Here is a 20,181-nt window from a genome sequence, read left to right as displayed (position 1 = left end):
CTCATGCCTCGAACCCTGACCCAAGGTGCCGCCACGGCGGCACCTTATCAAACTCAAGAAACAAGGATGCCGGTCTTGCTCACGTCCTTGAAAACCTGGCTCGAGCGGGGACTCGAGGTGTTCACCATAGGCCTGCTGCTAGCACTGACCACCATAGTGCTGGCGGCGGTGTTTTACCGGGCCTTTGGCAGCTCGCTGATATGGTATGACGAGGTAGCCTCCATCGGGCTGGCATGGCTCAGCTTTTATGGTGCCTGTCTGGCCACACTCAAACGAGCGCATATGGGCTTTCCCGGCTTGATCACCGCAGCCCCCGTGGTTCTGAGAAGCCTGCTGTTTGCTCTATCTGAAATTATAGTAATTGGTTTTTTCGCCATCATGGCCTGGTTTGGTTACCAGGTGCTGGAAGTACTTGCCTGGGATCGCATGGTGTCATTACCTGGTATCACCATGGATATGACCCAGTCGGTGATTCCAATCAGCGCCGCCTTGTTCATTATCTGCGAGCTGATCAGTATGCCCGGCGCCTGGCAGAAAATGCGCAGCGGCATCGACCCCGAACACGAAGCCATCGATGATGCTATTCGTCAGGCCGAGGAAGATCTAAAGGAGAGCAAGTCATGATGCTACTGATCGTCATACTGGCGCTGTTCGCTCTGGTGCTGATCAACGTGCCGATCGCCGTGGCCATTGGTGTAGTAGCGGTGGTTGGTGTCTGGCTCACCATGGGCTGGGATGCCCTAGTTAACGCCCCGCTCACCCTGTTCAACGGCGCCACCAGCTTCCCGCTGATCGCCATCCCGCTGTTTATCTTCGCCGGCGCCCTGATGAACACTTCAGGCCTGTCGAAACGGCTGATCAATCTGGTCACAGCCTTGGTCGGTTTCGTACGCGGCGGCCTGGCCATGGTCAACGTCGGCGTATCCCTGTTTTTCGCCGAAATATCCGGTTCGGCGGTAGCAGATGTGGCCGCAACCGGCTCTATCCTGATTCCCGAGATGAAGAAGCGCAAATACAACAAGAACTTCGCCGCCGCTATTACCTCGTCTTCAGCCTCGCTGGCGATCATCATTCCGCCTTCGATCCCGATGATCCTCTATGGCGCCATCTCCAACACCTCGGTGATCAAGCTGTTCGTGGCCGGTATCATCCCGGGCCTGCTCGGTGCGACCATGCTGGCCGGCTTCTGCTATTACTATGCGGTGAAATACGATCTGCCCCGAGAAGAGGCCTTTTCACTCCGTCGGCTAGGTAAAGCCTTTCGGGAAGCTTTCTGGGCCCTGCTGCTGCCGTTAATTATCCTGGGTGGCATCTTCGGTGGCTTCGTCACCGCCACCGAAGGCGCGGGCATCGCCGTTCTGGCAGCCATCGTCATCGGCGGCTGTGTCTACCGGGAGTTCAACCTGCAACTGCTGTACCGGGCTGTGCTGGATGGTGTAGTGCAAACCGCAGTGGTGATGCTGCTGGTCGCCACTTCCGCCATCCTCGGGCTCTTTCTCACCGAGATGCAGCTACCTCAGCAACTGGCCCGAGAGATACTGGAAATCACCACAGAACCTATGCTGGTGCTGGCCCTGCTCAACGTACTGCTGCTGTTGCTCGGTATGTTTCTGCATGGTGCCGCCGCCATCATACTGGTGGTACCCATCGTCATGCCGCTTATACAGCAGATCGGTATCGATCCCATCCATTTCGGCATCATAGTTACTCTCAACCTGGCCATCGGTCAGCAAACTCCTCCGGTTGCCTCGGTACTGGCTACTTCCTGCTCCATCGCCAAGGCGGACATGTGGGAAGTCACCCGGGTCAACCTGCCAATGATCTTCATGCTCTTCCTTATCCTCATGCTGGTGACCTACGTACCCTTTATCCCCATGGGCCTGGTTGACTACTTCTATCCTCCTGCTGGAGCTGCGTTATGACTGAACTAAAACCCGTGCTGGCCCTGACTCTGGGCGATGCCGCCGGCATCGGCGCCGAACTAATCGCCAAACTGCTGTCCGAGCCAGGTGTCACCGATCAGGCCAAAATAGTACTGGTGGCCGACGAATGGCAATGGCAGCAGGGCCAACACGTGGCCGGCACCGCCCACCAATTACCGATAATTACCCGCTTTACCGAGGTACATGAACATCAGGGCCCTGTGCTACTGCCGGTTCATACTCTGGCACCGGAACAGGCCCGTTATGCCAAGGTGAGCGGTGCCTGCGGTGCTGCCACCCTGGAAATTCTGCGCCAGTGCATGGATGCAACCCAGGCCGGTGAGGTGGATGCCATCTGCTTCGCGCCACTCAACAAGCACGCCATGAAGCTGGGTGGGCTTGAACATGAAGACGAGCTACATTTTTTTGCCGAGTATCTTGGGGCTGAGGGCTACTTTTGCGAGTTCAATACCCTCGGGCATCTGTGGACCTCACGTATTTCCTCGCATGTTCCGCTGAAAGACGCCTATAAGTATCTGACGGTGGACAGGGTCAAGGCCGCCTCCAAGCTGCTCTACCAGACGCTGCAACAGAGCGGATTTGAAGCTCCCAGGGTGGCGGTGGCCGCCTTTAACCCCCATGCGGGCGAAGGCGGCACCTGCGGCAGGGAAGAGATCGAGGTACTCATGCCTGCGGTGGCTCAATGCCAGGCCGAAGGCTACCCGATAACCGGCCCCTATCCGGCCGACACCCTGTTCATCCGCGCTCGGGACGGCGACTTCGATGCAGTGGTGACCATGTATCACGACCAGGGTCAGATCGCCATCAAGCTGCTCGGCTTCTCCCAGGGGGTGACGGTGCAAGGCGGTCTGCCCATTCCCATTACCACTCCGGCTCATGGCACCGCCTTCGACATCGCCGGCCAGGGCAAAGCTAAGGTGGGTCCGACCCGCAACGCCTTCGATATCGCCTGCAGAATGGGGATTGCACAACGAAGACGGACCCTGGCCGCGACTGACTAAGCTCGAATATCAATGAGGCAAGGTGGCCCAGAAATCGGGGCCTCGCGGGCAGACTCTGCCCGCAGCAAGCTGACAACCAATCACAACATATTGTTTTATAAGGAATAACCAATATGAAAATCACCAATGTACGCGCCAGGGTATTTGAATGGAAAGGCCATACCGTACCGCCACAACCCCATTTCTGTTCCAACGCCATGGATCTGCTGTGGGACAAGGGTGACTCCATGGGCACCTTCCGCTTCCACGGCTGGACAGTGGTAGAAGTGGAGACCGATGAAGGTCTGGTCGGCATCGGCAACGTCGCCCTGGCACCGCGCATCGCCAAGGCGATTATCGACCAGTACCTAACTCCACTGGTGCTCGGCCACGACCCCTTCGATTACGAATACCTGTGGCAGCGCATGTACCGTTCCACCCACGCCTGGGGCCGCAAAGGCGTGGCTATGGCCGCCATCTCCGCCATCGACATCGCACTCTGGGATCTGATGGGCAAGGCCACCGGACGGCCAGTGTTCAAACTGCTGGGCGGTCGCACCAAGGAAAAAATTCCCTGCTATGCCTCCAAACTCTATCGCACCGATCTTAATGAGATGCAGGCCGAAGCCCAGCGCTATCTGGATCAGGGGTTTACCTCCATGAAGATGCGCTTCGGTTACGGCCCCAATGACGGCCCCGAAGGTATGCGCAAGAACCTGGACAGCGTGGCAGCAGTACGCGAGGTAATAGGCCCGGACGTAGACCTGATGCTGGAGTGCTATATGGGCTGGAACCTGGAGTATGCCAAACGCATGCTGCCCAAGCTGGAAAAATTCGAGCCGCGCTGGCTGGAAGAACCGGTGCTTGCCGACGACATCGATGGCTACGCCGAGCTGAACCAGCTCACTTCCATTCCCATCTCCGGCGGCGAGCATGAATTTACCAGCCACGGTTTCAAGCAATTACTGGACAAGCGGGCGGTGTCGGTAATCCAGTACGATACCAACCGAGTTGGCGGCATTACCGCGGCCCACAAGATCAACGCCCTGGCTGAGGTGTACGGCGTCCCCGTCATCCCCCACGCCGGCCAGATGCACAACTATCACCTGACCATGTCCACCCTGGCCTCCCCCATGTCCGAATACTTCCCGGTACACGACGTCGAGGTGGGCAACGAACTGTTCTATTACATCTTCGAAGGAGACCCCACCCCAGAAAACGGCTTTATCGATCTCGACGAGCACAAGCCCGGTCTGGGAATCACTATCTCCCAACGCTACCTCGACCAGTTCAACATAGTGGAGTAAAGCCATGCGTTTGATTCAATTTGAGTACCAGGGCCGACTGGCCGTTGGCCTGGTGGAAAACCTCGAGCAGATCCGTCTGCTCGAGGTTGAGGGCGGCACCTATCAACTGGCCCAAGATGCCCTGGCTAATGAACGCTCTGTGGCGGACGAAGCGCTGCTGCGTGCCGGCGATACCCGCCTCGACTACGAGCAGATTGTGCACGAAGGCCGGTTGCGAGTGCCCCTTAGCCATCCTGATCCGGCTCACTGCCTGGTGACCGGTACCGGCCTGACCCACCTGGGCAGCGCCGACACCCGCGCCGCCATGCACGCCAAGTTGGCGGTGGGCGAAGAGCAGCTCACCGACTCGATGAAGATGTTCAAGCTGGGTCTGGAAGGCGGCAAGCCAATTGCTGGAGAGGAGGGAGCTCAGCCCGAGTGGTTCTACAAGGGCGATGGTGACGTCGTTGTGAATCCTGAAGCCCCATTGCCGGTACCCGCCTTCGCCCAGGATGCAGGCGAAGAGCCGGAACTGGTGGGGCTCTACCTCATCGACGACCGAGGCCAGCCCTGGCGCCTGGGCTATGCAGTAGGCAACGAGTTCTCCGATCACGTCACCGAAAAAGCCAATTACCTGTGGCTGGCTCATTCCAAACTGCGCGCCTGCAGCTTTGGCCCAGAACTGCTGCTGGATCCATTACCGACACGGCTCGAAGGGCAAAGCCGAATTCTGCGTGATGGCGAGCTGCTGTGGCACAAGCCCTTTGTCACCGGTGAGGGCAACATGGCCCACAGTTTCGCCAACCTGGAACATCATCACTTCAAGTACGCCCAGTTTCGTCGACCGGGCGATGTGCACGTGCACTTTTTCGGCACCTCAACCCTGAGCTTTGGCGATGGCATCCAGACCCAAGACGGCGATGTGTTCGAGATCCACCTGCCAGCCTTCGGTCGCCCGTTACGCAACTCCCTTGCCTGGCAACAGAAAGAAGCTCATCCCACCGTCAACCACTGGACCTGAAGAGGAAAACATGACATTAAATGCACAACTGCTACTGGGCAGCCGCGCGGCCAGCGGCGAAGCCGCCCCTATTTACGGTATCAACCCGGCCACCAATGAGCGACTCGAACCTGGCTATGCCGGCGCCAGCCCGGCTCAAGTGGCGGAAGCCTGCGCCTTGGCCGACGCCGCCTTCGAGCCCTACCGCCACGGTTCGTTGGCGGCCCGGGCTGCCTTTCTCGACGCCATTGCCGAACAGATACTGTCACTGGGGAATACCTTGATCGAGCGAGCCATGCTGGAAACCGGCCTGCCTCGGGCCCGTCTGGAAGGAGAGCGGGCGCGTACCGTCGGTCAGCTACGCCTGTTCGCCGAGGTCGTTCGTACCGGGGACTGGCAAGGCGTGCGCATCGACCCCGCACAACCGGATCGCTCCCCCTTGCCCCGTGCCGACCTGCGACTGCAATACATTCCCCTGGGACCGGTAGCGGTATTCGGCGCCAGCAACTTCCCGCTGGCCTTTTCCGTAGCCGGTGGCGATACCGCTTCGGCTCTGGCCGCCGGCTGTCCGGTTGTAGTCAAGGCCCATTCTGCCCATCCGGGTACCTCCGAGCTGGTTGGCCGGGCGGTGGCGGCAGCGGCCCGGGAGACTGAGATGCCGGAAGGCGTTTTTTCCCTGACTTACGGTAGCGGCAGCATCGTAGGTCAGGCGCTGGTGGCGGATCCGCGCATCAAGGCGGTGGGCTTTACCGGCTCCCAGGCCGGAGGCCGGGCTCTGCTCGCCGCCGCACAGGCCCGTCCCGAGCCGATCCCGGTCTACGCGGAAATGAGCAGTATCAACCCGATGCTGCTGCTGCCCACTGCGCTGGCCAACCGCACCGAAACGCTGGCCTCAGGCTTCGTCGGCTCGCTCCAGCTTGGTGCCGGACAATTCTGCACCAACCCCGGCCTGATACTGGGGCTGGACAGCCCGAGACTTGATCGCTTCGCCGAATTGGTCACCCAAATACTAACCCAGGCCGAAGCCCAGACCATGCTGACCCCGGGTATTCATAAAGCCTATGAAGAGGGAGTGAACAGCCTGTCCCGGGCCGAGGGAATAAAAAGCCTGGCAACAGGACTGGGCAGTACTGACCCGAACCGCTGTCAACCTCAATTGTTTCGCACCACAGCCTTGCACTTTCTGGCAAACGAGCCATTACAGCAGGAGGTGTTTGGTGCCTGCGCTCTGATCGTGAGTTGCCAGGACGAAGACGAGCTGGTTATGGTGATAACCGCCCTTGAAGGTCAGTTGACCGCCACCGTACACATGGACGAGCCAGACAGCGAATTAGCCCGAAAACTCCTCCCCCTGCTCGAACGTAAAGCAGGCAGAGTGCTATTCAACGGCTTCCCTACCGGGGTCGAGGTTTGCCATGCCATGGTACACGGCGGACCCTGGCCGGCTACCTCAGACAGCCGCACTACCTCGGTCGGCTCGGCGGCCATACAGCGTTTCCTCCGTCCGGTCTGCTACCAGGATTGCCCACCGGAACTGCTGCCCGAAGCACTGCAGGTCGGGCGTTACTGAACTACAGAAAGCACCAAGGCCCACATCGTGGGCCTTGGTTCATTTAGGCTGAGTTAACGCAGAAGATCAGACTTCAATTTCCAGACTGTCCACTCGTTGCAAACCTCGGGGCAACAGCGCACCGCGGCGGCCGCGTTCACCCTGATAGTGAGCCAGATCGGTAGGCTTGAGGGTGAGCTTGCGCTTGCCGGCATGCAAGGTCACGCTGGCCCCTGCTGGCACCACCACGAGTTGCTTGATGAAGTCTTCGCGCGCTTGCACCTTGGCACCGGTAATGCCGATGATCTTGTTGCCCTTGCCCTTGCCGAGCAGTGGCAAGTCTTGCAGTGGGAACAACAGCATACGGCCTTCATTGGTCACCGCTAAACACTGACTGCTGGCAAGCTGGTCAATGGCCACTGGCTGCAGCACCAAGCCGCCCTTAGGCACGGTCAGCAGCGCCTTGCCGTTTTTATTGCGGCTCACCATGTCAGCAAAACGACACACGAAACCATAACCCGCATCCGACGCTAATAAGAACAAGCGCTCGTCTTCACCCATCAGCACGAAGTTCGGCTGCTCGCCAGGGCTTAAGCTGCAACGACCCGACAGCGGTTCGCCTTGGCCACGAGCCGAAGGCAAGCCATGAGCTTCTTGGCCGTAGGCGCGCCCAATGCTAGATAGGAACACCGCCATCTGATTACTACGGCCATTAGCCGCCGATAAGAAGCTGTCGCCAGCACGATAGCTTAAGCTCGCACCATCCACATCGTGTCCGCGAGCCGAGCGGATCCAGCCTTTTTCTGATAACACGATCGTGACCGACTCGCTGGGGATCAACTCTTTTTCACTTAAGGCTTTGGCTTCGCTGCGCTCAACTAACGGCGAACGCCTGTCGTCACCGAACTTTTCGGCGTCGGCTTGGATCTCTTTTCTGATCAAAGTACTTAAGCGACGCTCAGATCCCAGCAAGGCGGCTAGCTTATCGCGCTCGGCGGCTAATTCATCTTGCTCACCGCGGATCTTCACTTCTTCTAACTTGGCTAAATGACGTAATTTAAGATCTAAGATGGCTTCCGCTTGAATGCTCGATAAGCCAAAGCGATCCATCAATACCGGCTTAGGTTCATCTTCGCCGCGAATGATCTCGATCACTTCATCGATGCTTAAAAACGCCACCAACAAACCTTCCAAAATATGCAGTCGCGCTTCTACTCGATCGAGTCGATATTGCAGGCGATTACGCACGGTTTGGCGACGGAACACCAGCCATTCGTCGAGGATCATCTCCAGGGTTTTAACTTGCGGCTTATTATTTAAGCCCAGCATATTCAGATTAACCCGATAGCTTTTCTCAAGATCGGTGCTGGCAAACAAGTGCTGCATCAGCTGTTCAACGTCCACGCGATTAGAACGCGGGATGATCACCAAACGAGTGGGGTTTTCATGATCCGCTTCATCGCGCAAGTCCGCCACCATCGGCAGCTTCTTGGCCTGCATTTGTGCGGCGATTTGCTCTAAAATCTTGCCGCTACTGGCCTGATGAGGAAGAGCGGTGACGACGATATCACCGTGCTCCATCTCATAGACGGCGCGCATCTTGATGCTGCCACGACCGGTTTCGTAGATCTTTTGAATATCGGCGCGCGGGGTAATAATTTCCGCATCGGTCGGATAATCCGGGCCTTGCACAAACTGCATCAGCTCGGCCACGTTGGCCTTGGGGTTATCCAATAAATGCACACAGGCGGCGGCCAGCTCGCGAATATTATGGGGCGGAATATCCGTGGCCATGCCCACGGCGATGCCGGTAATGCCGTTCATCAAGATGTGCGGCAAACGGGCGGGTAGCACCCGCGGCTCGTCCATGGTGCCATCGAAGTTAGGGATCCATTCAACCGTGCCTTGGCCTAATTCCGAGAGCAATAATTCGGCGTAGCGCGACAGGCGCGCTTCCGTATAACGCATGGCGGCGAAGGATTTAGGGTCATCCGGTGCGCCCCAGTTACCTTGGCCATCTACCAATGGATAGCGATAAGAGAACGGCTGCGCCATCAATACCATGGCTTCATAACAGGCCGAGTCGCCGTGGGGGTGATACTTACCCAGCACGTCACCCACGGTACGGGCGGATTTTTTATGTTTAGAGCTGGCAGATAAGCCTAACTCGCTCATGGCATAAATAATGCGCCGCTGTACTGGTTTCAGGCCATCGCCAATGTGCGGCAAGGCTCGGTCCATGATCACGTACATGGAATAGTTAAGGTACGCCTGCTCGGTAAAGGTGTGCATGGGCAGGCGTTCGACGCCTTCCATCGTAAAGTCGTTAGTACTCATTTAATCTCTTTCCTCAGACCAGCGGATCGACCAAGTTACCCTTGGTTTCTAGCCATTCGCGACGATCACTAGAGCGTTTCTTAGCCAGCAGCATATCCATTAAGGTTTCGGTGGCTTCCATATCGTCTACCGTCAGCTGTACTAAGCGACGAGTATTGGGATCCAGCGTGGTTTCGCGCAGCTGTTTGGGGTTCATTTCACCCAGACCTTTAAAGCGCGTGACCTGTATCTTGCCCCGCTTCTTTTCCGCTTTAATGCGCGCCAACACAGCGTCACGCTCGCTTTCATCCAGTGCGTAATGCACTTCTTTACCGATATCAATGCGGTATAAAGGCGGCATAGCCACATACACATGACCTTGTTCGACGAGGTGGCGGAAATGACGCACAAATAAGGCACACAACAAGGTGGCGATATGCAAACCATCCGAGTCCGCATCCGCCAAGATACAGATCTTGCCGTAACGCAGCTCGGTTAAGTCTTCCGAGTTAGGATCCAAGCCGATGGCCACCGAGATATCGTGCACTTCTTGAGAAGCTAACACTTGGCCGGAGTCCACTTCCCAGGTGTTTAAGATCTTACCGCGCAGCGGCATGATCGCCTGAAACTCGCGGTCTCGCGCTTGTTTGGCACTGCCGCCCGCCGAGTCACCTTCTACTAAGAACAATTCGCCGCGCATCGGATCCGAACAGGCACAGTCGGTTAGCTTGCCGGGCAAAGCCGGCCCTTGGGTGACTTTTTTACGCACTACTTTTTTGGCTTGGCGCAAACGGCGTTGAGCGCTGTTGATACAGAGCTCGGCAATCTGTTCGGCCAATTCGGTGTGCTGGTTTAACCACAAACTAAAAGCGTCTTTCACCACACCGGACACGAAAGCCGAGCTTTGGCGAGACGACAGTCGCTCTTTGGTTTGGCCGGCAAACTGCGGATCTTGCATCTTTATCGACAAAATATAGGAGCAGCGCTCCCAAATGTCGTCTGGCGTTAATTTCACGCCGCGCGGCAGTAAGTTTCTAAACTCACAAAACTCACGCATCGCGTCCAGCAAGCCTTGGCGAAGGCCGTTAACGTGAGTACCACCTTGAGTGGTCGGGATCAGGTTTACGTAACTTTCACCTATGCCCTCGCCGCCTTCGGGCAGCCAAGTGAGCGCCCATTCTGCCGCCGCTAATTCGGTACTAAAGTTACCGACAAAGGGCTCTTCTGGCAGGCAGGTATAGTCTTTCACGGACTCTACAAGATAGTCTTGCAGACCGTCTTCGTAATACCACTCTAGGCTTTCATCGTTAACTTTATCTTCAAAACGCAGCGTCAGACCTGGGCTCAATACCGCCTTGGCTTTTAATAAATGCTTGAGCCGCGATACCGAGAATCGGGGTGAATCAAAGTAACTGACATCCGGCCAAAAGCGGATGCGGGTGCCGGTATTGCGCTGGCCGCAGGTGCCGGTGACGGCTAACTCGCTGACCTTAGTGCCATGCTCAAAGGCCATTTCATACACTTCACCGGCGCGGCGTATGGTCACATCCAAGCGCGTACTCAAGGCACTCACCACGGAAATACCCACGCCGTGTAAGCCGCCGGAGAATTGATAATTTTTATTAGAAAACTTACCGCCCGCATGCAGCTTGGTAAAAATAAGCTCCACGCCCGAGATACCTTCTTCCGGATGAATATCCACCGGCATGCCACGACCGTTGTCGATGACTTCCAGCGATTGATCCGCGTGCAGTATCACTTCTATCTTATTGGCGTGGCCGGCGAGGGCTTCATCAACACTGTTGTCGATGACCTCTTGGCCGAGGTGATTGGGCCTCGTAGTATCGGTATACATGCCGGGACGACGACGCACCGGCTCTAGGCCATTGAGCACCTCAATGGCATCAGCGGTATATTGACTCGATGACATGTTGACCCTAAATAATCAGAATTCGTGGGCGCCATCTTACTACTTAGGCCTAGGGGCTGTCAGCTTTAAGAGCGGTGATGCATAAGGGATGAAGCGGGATTAACAATGTTGAATGCTTAATTTTTAATGTTGAATGACACTAAAAACGTAAGGGATGAGGGCCTAATCCTTAATCTGCAGATTCGGTGTTTTGCGCTTCACGCCTCACCATTCACCCCTCACGGCGTTTAGCTTACAACTCCAAAAAGCGGATAATTTGGGCGCAATAGTGATTAAAGCCGATAAAGGAATGGTCACCGCCTTTTTGAATGCATACGCGGGCGAAGCGGTAGTACTCCAGCGCTTCTCGATAATCTAGCACTTCATCGCCCTGTTGTTGCAGCAGCCATATTCGCGCCATACAGCTAGGCTCATTTACGCGTAACTCACTGAGCTCCTGCATATGTTGCGCGGTCAGTAAATAACGCTCATCCGTATAAGGGTTAAGCTGCTCGCCTAAGTAATCTTGCAGCAAGACTTGCGGATTAACCGCGGGATTAATCACCACCGCGCGCACCCCACACACTTCTGCCACTCGGGTCGCCAAAAAACCGCCCAGTGAGCTGCCAGCCACACCAAAGTGGCCGTTATTTCTAACTGCAAGCGCCTCACAAATCTCGGAAATTTGCGCCCATGCGGCGGCTGGCGTGGTGGCCAATTGTGGGCAAATGAAGTTGATATCAGGCCGCTTTTGCAGCAAGTATTCCTGCATCTCGCGGGCTTTCATGGATTGGGGCGAGGAATTAAAACCATGCAAATAAAGGAGTGTCGACATCTTAATATCCGGTGGCACTAAAATCAGGCGCAAAAGCATGATGGGGAAGGCGCCACACTTGGGTGCTTAAACGACCATCGGGATACAAAGATAATGCGCGCCAGCCCGGTGCCATGCTGTCAAGCGCAAAATTATCGGATAAGGGTTTGAATTGAATGCAGGTCGCAGGGCTGGCCAGATAGCGAATGCCCTGCTCGTATTGATCAAAGCCTTGATGCACATGGCCACACATCACCACTTTTGAAGCCTGATGCTGGCTCAAGATGGCTTTCATGGCCGCGCTGTTGCGCAAATTATGTTGGTCCAACCAAGCACAGCCCACGGGGATTGCCTGATGATGCACCGCCAGCAATAAGTGGTGCTCAGGGTAGTGAGTGATGGCTTGTTCAAGCAAGATTAACTGCGCCGCTGAGAGCTCGCCAAAGGTTTCATGATCCAGGTGGGTATCTAGCAATAAAATCTGCCACTGGCCGCACAATAAATGCTTGGCATTGCTGATGCCCGCGGCATCCAGCTCGGCTTGCATCAAATGACCATCGTCGTGATTGCCAGGCAACCAGAATATGGGTGGTGCCAACTCGCCCATCAGTTCGCTAAAGTGACGATAAGACTCAGGCGTTTGATCTTGGGATAAATCGCCGGTCGCTAAAATAAAGTCCTGCGGCGTGGCATCCAGTTCACGGGCATTCTCTAAAATAGCATCCACCACGGCGCGCGCACTGTACCAAGGCGCGATACCCAAAAAGTCGGCATTTTTATCGGCAAACAGATGCGTATCCGTGATCTGCAGCAGATCCACCACGCCGTCTGCGCGGTGTGGTGTGAGCGTTAAGGTCTGTAACTGAGCATCGGTGGTCTGCAGCAAGTCCACCACGCCGTCGGCATGGTGTGGTGTTAGGGTTGGCGTCTGTAACTGAATAGGCGTCTGATTCAAATTTGTTTAACCGTGCTAAATCCATGTTGTAGGCAACATTTCAGCCATTCGGCTAAAAATAGGTTTACCTGCTCTTTTTCATTGCGCTGATGCATCTTGTCATTTGGGTAATAGTAACTCGAACGCAGGGTTAATATCTGTTGACTAGCACACACTTCGGCCATTCTTACGTCGTGATAGATGCGAACTGTGACCTTCATGCGCATAAAAAACGGTAAATGGGGGCTACATTGCTCAATCGACACATGCCACGTGTAAGGCGCCACTTCTAAAACCTTGAGCACAAAGAGTACCTGTTCGCTGATGCCCACCGATACACAGTCGCCCACTTTGGCGTCGTGGGGCAGTAACTTCATCAGCGCCATGTAGTTAACATCACAGGTACGCTGCAATGTTTTTAAGTTCGGTACATACCGACGCGGAACCACAGGGGTATTCAAATCATTGCTCCTTGCCATCCTTTACTGATGACGTTGTCTTGCACGCCGACTGCTACCACTGGCAGGTTGACCAGCCACACCGACGTTACTATTACACCTGTTTTTATGACTCACGCCAAGTTAGTCACTCGAGTCTGCAGTCCTGCCTCTGTTCTAACGGCTAAGAATAGCGGCTCTCGCTCGCGACGAGATTAGCGACACTTCAATTTACTGCACACACACAAACCTGCTGAGTAACGATTGGCTATTAACCTTATTATTTTGCTGTGCAAAATCGGCGGGCGTGGTTTCTTGACTCTAATCTCTGCCCTTACCATTAAAATCACTTTCAGATTTAATCCTTATTTTTCCGTGTTCTTCCGTGTATTCCGTGGCAAAAATGGCCTTAGGTTTAGTTTTGGAGCTCGTCCCCTTCACTCTTCACTACTATTTAATCACTCCCGCGCGCCTTAGCGCCAGCCACTGCAAGGCAATAATGGTGCTGGCATTGTCTAGCTTACCCTCCGCCAACCATTGCATAGCCTGCATTCTGGGCACGCGATGCACGCGTATATCTTCACTTTCATCACTTAAACCACCGTGCTTGGGCGCTAAACTGGCATCTACTTCGCCTAAAAATAAGCTAATGCGCTCACTGCACCCACCTGGGCTTGGGTAGTAACTGCTGATCGGGGTAAGCGAGGTGAAAGTTAAGCCTGCTTCTTCTTGGGCTTCGCGGTGTACCACAGCTTCGGCCGTCTCACCTTCATCTATAATGCCCGCCACCACTTCGAGTAACCAAGGATTGCCTTCACCATAGACGGCGCCAACGCGAAATTGTTCCACTAAGATAATTTCATCCCGTATTGGGTCATAAGGCAACACCGCCGCTGCGTGGCCGCGCACGAATAGCTCGCGGGTGATCTCTTTACTCCAACCGCCGGCAAATAACTTATGCTGTAACGTTAAGCGCAGTAATCGAAAAAAGCCTCGGTAGCCGACGTCTTCCGCCAATAATTTTACATCTAGGTGCCCAAACTGGGTAGGCCCGTTCGTACTCATAGCGACTCCTTTCTTGACATTTAAGCGGTATATTTTAGACTACCGCTCAAAATGAATGAACGTTCATTCACAATTGATTTAACACCTTAGGATAGCCAGTTAGATAGTGAATTGGATATTAGCTAATAAGCTGCCTAAACCAAGAATAGTGATGTTACCCTTATACTTAACCAACAAAAACACTCAGTCTGCCCCGCTCGGCTTCATGGCTCACCTGTTACATAAGGCAAAAATAATGAAAAAAACGCTCTTGTCGGCCCTAATATTGCTTTGCGCTGCAGGCCCAACTCAGGCTGAAGACTTACTCGATGTCTACCAGCAAGCCACGCAAAATGATCCTGATGTAAGGGAAGCTAAAGCCGTGCGCGATGCAGCGTTTGAGAAAATTAATGAGTCCCGCGCCCCCTTATTGCCGCAGGTAAATTTAGGCGCCGATGCTAACTATATGACAAATAGCGCCATGAGTGATGTGGGCACGCTAGGCGCTAATTTAGGCTTGAGTCAGGCACTGTATCGTAAATCAGCGTGGGTAAATTTAGACATCACCGAAAAGTTGGCCACTCAGGCAGATGTTAATTACAAACAAATTCAACAAGACCTCATTTTACGCGCCAGCCAAGCCTACTTTGATGTGCTAAGTGCCGAAGATTCGCTGAGCTTCGTACAAGCCAATAAAGAAGCAGTTAGCCGCCAGCTTGAACAAACGAGGCAACGCTTTGAAGTGGGTTTAAGCGCCATGACGGACGTACATGAAGCCCAAGCACAGTATGATCAAGCGCTGGCCGAAGAGATCAGCGCCGAAAACTCGGTTAACAACACCAAAGAAGTACTGCGTGAGCTGACCAATATGGGTTATGCACAGCTCGAAAAGCTAAATACCGAATTGTTTAGCCCAGAAAAATCCGTTATTAATGCAGACGCTTGGTTAGAGATAGCGCTTGAGCAAAACTTAGAACTGCACAAGCAGCGTATCGGTAAAGACATTGCTAACGAACAAATTGGGTTAGCTCAAGCAGGATATGCTCCTACGCTGGATCTAAATGCGGGTATTGGCAGCCAATACAATGATTACGCCGATGAATCAGCATCAGCGAGAAGTGGCAGCAACAACCAAGCCGCACTGGGATTATCTTTTAACTTGCCTATCTACAGCGGTGGCGCCACCACCTCACAGGTGAAACAAGCCCAGTTCAACTATGTGGCCGCCAGCGAGCAATTGGAACGTAGCTTTCGCGCAGTGAAAAGCCGCGTGTACTCTTCCTATAACGACGTAGGTGCCGCTGCAGGCTCGGTGCGCGCCTTTGAACAGTTTGTGATTTCCGCTCAAAGTTCGCTGGATGCCACCGAAGCCGGTTACGAAGTGGGTACCCGCACCATAGTTGATGTGTTGATCTCTACGCGCCAGCTCTATAACGCCAAGCAAAACCTAGCTGCAGCCCGCTACGCCTATATTATCAGCCAGTTACAGCTAAAACAGGCAGCCGGCAACTTAACTGAGCAAGACTTAGTAGAAATCAATAACGGCTTGATTAGAAAGTAATGTGTGAAATGTGAGGGGTAAAGGGTGAAGCGAACAAGCTAACCCTGAATCTGCCAGCTCTGTGTATTACACCTCACCCTTTACCATTTACTCTTCACGCCAAAAAGCATCGAACCTGCAGGTTCGGTGCTTTTTTTGTGCCATTTACTGATGAAAATCAGGATCTCGCCCTTATGCCGTCTTCCTGATGACAATCAGGAGCTGGTTGTTGGCCTTTTTATTTTGGTCACTCATGTTAGGCGTAAAGCGTGTCAAAGCGATTCGCTTTGTGCTCCATATAAAAAAGGCATCCAGAGCAAATTCTGGATGCCTTTTTTTTATTTTTAGTTTACGGCTTTGCTTCACGCGCTCTTTAAGCGGGTGCCGTGCCTGCTCCGGCGCGGCGCATCAGCCAGCCGGCACACAGGCCAAGTAGCAAGATACGCAACACATGATGGAAAATAACCCAAGATGGATCTAAACCGGTTACCAGTGCTAGATAAATCATGGCTTCTACCGCCCCTGGCGCATAGGCCAACCACACCTGAAATACCGGCAGTCCTAACCAAGTGCCCACCACAAAAGCCCACAACAAAGAGATCACAGAGCTGGAGACGCTGATCAATAATCCGACCAGCAACAGCTGCAGCATATCTTTGGCAGGCAACGGCTTTAACCTGCTACCGACCAAAGCACCCAGCAGTATCATGCTCACCGGAATAAGCCCGTTGACCGGCACCGCAGGCGTGCCCAGCCAGGCTCCATACGTAGCTGATACGGCCACGCCAGTCAGAATATAACTGGCGGGGATCTTTAACCAAGCGCCACCCCTGCCCAGTAGCCAAGCGGCGAATACTAAGCCCAGTGTCTGAGTCAGGCTCAGCTCTTGGCTGGTGGGAATACCCAAGGTGGGCACCCATTCCAGCAGCATAATGACGCTCACCAAAGCCACCAAGGCAATCACCCGCACCGTTTGCGACAGGATCACCCGTATTGGGTTATCGAGCTGGGTGGCCAACGCCGCCATAATAGACAGCGCACCCGGTGAGGCGCCCATCACCGCTTCTTGAGATGACCACCCCAGCCGCCGCAACATATATTGCCCCAGCGGAATTTGGGTAGCCAAACACAACAGCAAGCCCGCCACGCTAAACAGCAATGAGCTGGGAGCCGGAAAATCAAACTCCAGACGTAAGCCGACCGCCACGCCTAAACAGGCCTGAATAGGCGCCAACAAGGTCTTAGGCAAACGTACATCTAACCCGGCCATGGCAGCAAGGGCCACGATTAACATGGCCCCCAGCAGCCAGTCGGATGGAAAGCCGGCCCGATGGGCCAGCCAACCACCCGCCGCACCCAAAGCACAGGTGCGCAGCCAAATCATCATGCCTGCGGCGCCTCACTTTGCAGCAAAGCCGCGCGGCGGCGCTTGCGCCACGCCATCATTAACGGCATCACCAATACCAGCACACTAAAGGCCCACAGGCTGATAGTTACACCGTTATGAAACAAGATGCTCCAGTCACCGGCACTCATCGACAAGGCACGGCGTAGGTTATCTTCTAGCACCGAACCCAACACCAGACCCAGAATGACCGGCGCCAGTGAGAAGTCCAGTTTGCGCAAGATAAAGCCAAACACACCCAGCAGAATCATAAAGAACAGATCGAAGCTGGCCCCATGAATCGAGTAGATACCGACGAAAGTCAGCATCACGATAACGGGTACCAAGTAGGCTTGGCGCACGCTCAGCATGCGCACGAAGATACCGACCAACGGTAAGTTCAACACCAACAAGGCAATATTGCCGATAAACATGGAAGCAATCAGACCCCAAGCAATATCGGGCTGTTGACTGAACAACAAGGGCCCTGGCGTCACATCAAACAACAAGAGCGCGCCCAGTAAAATAGCCGTGGTGCCAGAGCCTGGAATACCCAGCGTTAACATAGGCACCATAGAGCCCACTGCCGCCGCGTTATTGGCCGCTTCCGGTGCGGCTAAGCCGCGAATATCACCTTCGCCAAATTCATTGTCTTCACCGGCGAGCCGTTTCTCGGTACCGTAAGCCACGGCACTGGCCACAGACGCACCGGTGCCGGGTAGCACGCCAATCACAAAACCAACCACAGTGGAGCGCAGTACGACCCAACGTACCGCCACCAAATCGGCGACCTTGACGAACGACTTACTCACCTTGTCGACTTTGCCGTTACCACCGTAATGGTGCTCAACCAGCAGTAAGATTTCGCTGATGGCAAACATGCCGATTACCACCACCAAAAAGTCCACACCATCAAACAAGTTGGTGAGACCAAAGCTAAAACGTAATACCCCGGTACCCGAGTCTACGCCCACCGTAGCCAACGCTAGGCCGATGATGGTACCAATCACAGTTTTTACCGGCCGAGAGCCCACCATGGAGGCCAAGCAGCACAGCGCAAACACCATTAAGGCCACAAACTCAGCCGGGCCAAAGGTGACCGCCAAACGCGTTAGTATCGGGGCAAGAATGATCAGTAACAGCAAAGCACCCATGGAGCCTGCAAATGACGACACCGCCGATAAGGCCAAGGCGCGACCGCCCTCGCCTCGCTTGGCCATAGGGTGACCATCGAGTGTGGTCATAATGGCCCCCGCATCACCGGGCACGTTCAGCAAAATACTGGAAATTCGACCACCGTATTCGGCGCCATAATAGACACCCGCCAGTAAAATAATGGCAGAAGCAGGCTCAAGGCCAAAGGAATAGGCTAACGGCAATAAAATAGCGATGCCATTAATCGGCCCTATACCGGGCAGTGCTCCCATCAGGGTGCCGAAAAAACAGCCAGCCAGTACCAGTGCCAAATTCATTGGCGTTAAGGCAACCGCAAACCCCGTGGCCAGATCCGATAAGATATCCATACCCTTAACCTCCAAATAGGGTGCCGGTAGGCACGTTTAGCTCCAGCACGATACTGAGCAATACATAGCCCACCGCACCCAGCGCCACTGAATACAACAGGGCATTACGTAGCCCTAAGCCAAACAGGCGCGCAAACACGGTACTCACCAAGCAAGTAGCCAACATAAAGCCCAGTATTTCAAAGCTCCAGGCATAGAGCAGTAAACCCAGTACCACCATCACGTGGCGCCCGAAGAGACTACGCTCATACACCCCCTTAAAGCGGTCTGGCCTAACCACTAGCCAAGCCGAGCAGCAAAATAGCAATACCGCCAAGATCAGCGGAATCGCCTTGGGCCCAACGGGTTCGTACTGAAAAGGCACTTCAAGTTGCCAAGCGGCGACCCCTAGGGCCACCGCTGCCAACATCAAGACCAGAGAAAAAAGACGATCAGCCATGATGTTACCTCTTATTTGAGCAGACCCATTTCACGAGATAGCTCCTGAAACTTCTCAACTTCTGTTTTGATATAGGCTTCAAACTTATCGCCAGACATGGACAAGGGGAACAAGCCTTGCTTGTTACGCACCTCGGTAAAGGCCTCGGTCTGATACAGTGCATCAAACTGATTAACCCAGTATTGGTACGCTTCATCGGACGCTTCTGGCGCCATATAGAAGCCACGCATTATCGGCCATTCAATATCAAAGCCCTGCTCTGTTGCAGTCGGGATCTCGGCATAGTCACCGTCCAGGCGCTCCGGTGATAACACCGCCAACACCCGTACTATTCCTGCATCCAGCTGCCCCTTGACTTCGGACATGTCACCAGGAAATACCTGAATGTGATTACCCAGCACGGCCGCCATGGCATCACCACCGCCTTCGTAGGCTACATAACGCATGGTGCGGGGATCCAGTCCCAACTGACGATAGAAGAACGCCGCCTTCATCCAGTCCTGACTACCTACAGTGCCGCCTGCGCCAAATACCTGCTTGCCCGGATTGGCCTGGATATCGGCAGCCAGCTCGGCTAAATTATTCCAGGGCGCATCGGCCTTGACGATAAGAGCGCCGTAGTCGGTACCAATGGCGCCTATCCAGCGTGCGTCGTCTACGTCCAGATCCTTGCCAAACTTGCTGAGGGCCAGATTAAGAGAAGATCCCGAGCTGAACGCCACCACCGCATTGTCATCGGTGCGCCGATTACTGTTCATGTGGGTATAGGCTACCGCTCCTACACCACCGGGCATAAAGGTCACGCGCATGGGTTGGTCCAGCAGGCCGGACTTGTCCAGGCTGGAGGTTAAAATACGACAGGTTAAGTCAAAACCGCCGCCCGGCTTGGCCGGTGCGATACATTCCGGTTTTTTGGGAGTAAAATCGGCATGGGCAGCGCCGGTGCCCATCACGAGTAAGCCGGCACCCAGCAAAGCATGAACCAGAGGGGTTAATTTCATCTCGTTATCTCCTTGAGGTAATTCCATCTATTACTTGTTTCATCTAGAAACAAGTTCTTAACATCTGACATACTAGCTTTCT

General features: G+C 54.5%; 17 protein-coding genes. 7 read left to right on the top strand and 10 right to left on the bottom strand.

Going from position 1 to position 20,181, the window contains the following annotated elements; all coding sequences use genetic code 11:
* Positions 1–3 precede the first annotated feature (3 nt).
* The 6 genes from R0134_RS02105 to R0134_RS02080 all read left to right on the top strand — a co-directional run bounded on the left by R0134_RS02105 (position 4) and on the right by R0134_RS02080 (position 6,779).
* Positions 4–624, top strand: a complete 621-nt coding sequence (locus R0134_RS02105) for a TRAP transporter small permease (RefSeq protein WP_319783260.1) — start codon at positions 4–6, stop codon at positions 622–624.
* Positions 621–1,922 (top strand): TRAP transporter large permease, encoded by a 1,302-nt coding sequence (locus tag R0134_RS02100; protein ID WP_319783259.1) that lies wholly within the window; start codon positions 621–623, stop codon positions 1,920–1,922. The genes R0134_RS02105 and R0134_RS02100 overlap by 4 nt, the downstream gene beginning before the upstream one ends.
* Positions 1,919–2,944 carry a 4-hydroxythreonine-4-phosphate dehydrogenase PdxA gene (locus R0134_RS02095; RefSeq protein WP_319783258.1) on the top strand — a complete coding sequence of 342 codons (1,026 nt, stop codon included), beginning with the start codon at positions 1,919–1,921 and terminating at the stop codon, positions 2,942–2,944. The genes R0134_RS02100 and R0134_RS02095 overlap by 4 nt, the downstream gene beginning before the upstream one ends.
* A 113-nt stretch (positions 2,945–3,057) precedes the next feature.
* Positions 3,058–4,230 (top strand): L-rhamnonate dehydratase, encoded by a 1,173-nt coding sequence (locus R0134_RS02090; RefSeq protein WP_319783257.1) that lies wholly within the window; start codon positions 3,058–3,060, stop codon positions 4,228–4,230.
* Between the two features lie 4 nt (positions 4,231–4,234).
* Positions 4,235–5,230 (top strand): AraD1 family protein, encoded by a 996-nt coding sequence (gene araD1, locus R0134_RS02085; RefSeq protein WP_319783256.1) that lies wholly within the window; start codon positions 4,235–4,237, stop codon positions 5,228–5,230.
* A 10-nt stretch (positions 5,231–5,240) separates the two neighbouring features.
* Positions 5,241–6,779 carry an aldehyde dehydrogenase (NADP(+)) gene (locus R0134_RS02080; protein ID WP_319783255.1) on the top strand — a complete coding sequence of 513 codons (1,539 nt, stop codon included), beginning with the start codon at positions 5,241–5,243 and terminating at the stop codon, positions 6,777–6,779.
* A gap of 66 nt (positions 6,780–6,845) precedes the next feature.
* On the opposite strand, the gene parC is transcribed toward R0134_RS02080, so the two are convergent.
* From parC to nudF, 6 genes are all read right to left on the bottom strand, one after another.
* The gene (gene parC / locus R0134_RS02075; protein ID WP_319783254.1) at positions 6,846–9,095 is read right to left on the bottom strand and encodes a DNA topoisomerase IV subunit A; all 2,250 of its coding nucleotides are present in this window, start codon (positions 9,093–9,095) and stop codon (positions 6,846–6,848) included.
* 13 nt (positions 9,096–9,108) lie between these two features.
* Positions 9,109–11,004 (bottom strand): DNA topoisomerase IV subunit B, encoded by a 1,896-nt coding sequence (gene parE / locus R0134_RS02070; RefSeq protein ID WP_319783253.1) that lies wholly within the window; start codon positions 11,002–11,004, stop codon positions 9,109–9,111.
* Positions 11,005–11,236: 232 nt separating this feature from the next.
* A complete protein-coding gene (locus R0134_RS02065) occupies positions 11,237–11,818 on the bottom strand; it encodes a YqiA/YcfP family alpha/beta fold hydrolase (RefSeq protein ID WP_319783252.1) in 582 nt (193 codons plus the stop codon).
* A gap of 1 nt (position 11,819) precedes the next feature.
* Positions 11,820–12,617 carry a 3',5'-cyclic-AMP phosphodiesterase gene (gene cpdA, locus R0134_RS02060; protein ID WP_413641445.1) on the bottom strand — a complete coding sequence of 266 codons (798 nt, stop codon included), beginning with the start codon at positions 12,615–12,617 and terminating at the stop codon, positions 11,820–11,822.
* A gap of 131 nt (positions 12,618–12,748) precedes the next feature.
* A complete protein-coding gene (locus tag R0134_RS02055) occupies positions 12,749–13,117 on the bottom strand; it encodes a DUF1249 domain-containing protein (protein ID WP_413641444.1) in 369 nt (122 codons plus the stop codon).
* 501 nt (positions 13,118–13,618) lie between these two features.
* A complete protein-coding gene (gene nudF, locus R0134_RS02050; protein ID WP_319783250.1) occupies positions 13,619–14,233 on the bottom strand; it encodes an ADP-ribose diphosphatase in 615 nt (204 codons plus the stop codon).
* 235 nt (positions 14,234–14,468) lie between these two features.
* Between nudF and tolC the strand changes: the two genes are divergently transcribed.
* Positions 14,469–15,773 carry an outer membrane channel protein TolC gene (gene tolC / locus R0134_RS02045; protein WP_319783249.1) on the top strand — a complete coding sequence of 435 codons (1,305 nt, stop codon included), beginning with the start codon at positions 14,469–14,471 and terminating at the stop codon, positions 15,771–15,773.
* 352 nt (positions 15,774–16,125) lie between these two features.
* Here the strand turns inward: tolC and R0134_RS02040 are convergent, their stop codons facing one another.
* From R0134_RS02040 to R0134_RS02025, 4 genes are read right to left on the bottom strand one after another with little or no spacing between them, the layout of a single operon-like run.
* A complete protein-coding gene (locus R0134_RS02040) occupies positions 16,126–17,139 on the bottom strand; it encodes an AbrB family transcriptional regulator (RefSeq protein WP_319783248.1) in 1,014 nt (337 codons plus the stop codon).
* Positions 17,136–18,659 carry a tripartite tricarboxylate transporter permease gene (locus R0134_RS02035; protein ID WP_087035152.1) on the bottom strand — a complete coding sequence of 508 codons (1,524 nt, stop codon included), beginning with the start codon at positions 18,657–18,659 and terminating at the stop codon, positions 17,136–17,138. Before R0134_RS02035 ends, R0134_RS02040 begins: the two co-directional genes overlap by 4 nt.
* A gap of 4 nt (positions 18,660–18,663) precedes the next feature.
* Entirely contained in the window at positions 18,664–19,098 is a 435-nt protein-coding gene (locus R0134_RS02030; RefSeq protein ID WP_319783247.1) for a tripartite tricarboxylate transporter TctB family protein, read from the bottom strand.
* Positions 19,099–19,109: 11 nt separating this feature from the next.
* Positions 19,110–20,099, bottom strand: coding sequence for a Bug family tripartite tricarboxylate transporter substrate binding protein (locus R0134_RS02025; RefSeq protein ID WP_319783246.1), 990 nt, complete (start codon positions 20,097–20,099; stop codon positions 19,110–19,112).
* Positions 20,100–20,181 lie beyond the last annotated feature (82 nt).

Origin of the sequence: Oceanisphaera sp. IT1-181 (genome assembly GCF_033807535.1) — a bacterium.
In the GTDB taxonomy this organism is placed as follows: Bacteria; Pseudomonadota; Gammaproteobacteria; order Enterobacterales; family Aeromonadaceae; genus Oceanimonas.
This window is presented reverse-complemented; position numbering and strand designations above follow the sequence as displayed.

Excerpts from the sequence above, each read along its gene's own strand:
- R0134_RS02080 (WP_319783255.1), top strand. The coding sequence starts at position 5,241 with ATGACATTAAATGCACAACTGCTACTGGGCAGCCGCGCGGCCAGCGGC.
- parC (WP_319783254.1), bottom strand. The coding sequence starts at position 9,095 with ATGAGTACTAACGACTTTACGATGGAAGGCGTCGAACGCCTGCCCATG.
- nudF (WP_319783250.1), bottom strand. The coding sequence starts at position 14,233 with ATGAGTACGAACGGGCCTACCCAGTTTGGGCACCTAGATGTAAAATTA.
- R0134_RS02090 (WP_319783257.1), top strand. The coding sequence starts at position 3,058 with ATGAAAATCACCAATGTACGCGCCAGGGTATTTGAATGGAAAGGCCAT.
- R0134_RS02105 (WP_319783260.1), top strand. The coding sequence starts at position 4 with ATGCCTCGAACCCTGACCCAAGGTGCCGCCACGGCGGCACCTTATCAA.
- R0134_RS02030 (WP_319783247.1), bottom strand. The coding sequence starts at position 19,098 with ATGGCTGATCGTCTTTTTTCTCTGGTCTTGATGTTGGCAGCGGTGGCC.
- R0134_RS02065 (WP_319783252.1), bottom strand. The coding sequence starts at position 11,818 with ATGTCGACACTCCTTTATTTGCATGGTTTTAATTCCTCGCCCCAATCC.
- R0134_RS02095 (WP_319783258.1), top strand. The coding sequence starts at position 1,919 with ATGACTGAACTAAAACCCGTGCTGGCCCTGACTCTGGGCGATGCCGCC.
- araD1 (WP_319783256.1), top strand. The coding sequence starts at position 4,235 with ATGCGTTTGATTCAATTTGAGTACCAGGGCCGACTGGCCGTTGGCCTG.
- R0134_RS02035 (WP_087035152.1), bottom strand. The coding sequence starts at position 18,659 with ATGGATATCTTATCGGATCTGGCCACGGGGTTTGCGGTTGCCTTAACG.
- parE (WP_319783253.1), bottom strand. The coding sequence starts at position 11,004 with ATGTCATCGAGTCAATATACCGCTGATGCCATTGAGGTGCTCAATGGC.
- R0134_RS02100 (WP_319783259.1), top strand. The coding sequence starts at position 621 with ATGATGCTACTGATCGTCATACTGGCGCTGTTCGCTCTGGTGCTGATC.
- R0134_RS02040 (WP_319783248.1), bottom strand. The coding sequence starts at position 17,139 with ATGATGATTTGGCTGCGCACCTGTGCTTTGGGTGCGGCGGGTGGTTGG.
- R0134_RS02055 (WP_413641444.1), bottom strand. The coding sequence starts at position 13,117 with ATGGCGCTGATGAAGTTACTGCCCCACGACGCCAAAGTGGGCGACTGT.
- tolC (WP_319783249.1), top strand. The coding sequence starts at position 14,469 with ATGAAAAAAACGCTCTTGTCGGCCCTAATATTGCTTTGCGCTGCAGGC.
- R0134_RS02025 (WP_319783246.1), bottom strand. The coding sequence starts at position 20,099 with ATGAAATTAACCCCTCTGGTTCATGCTTTGCTGGGTGCCGGCTTACTC.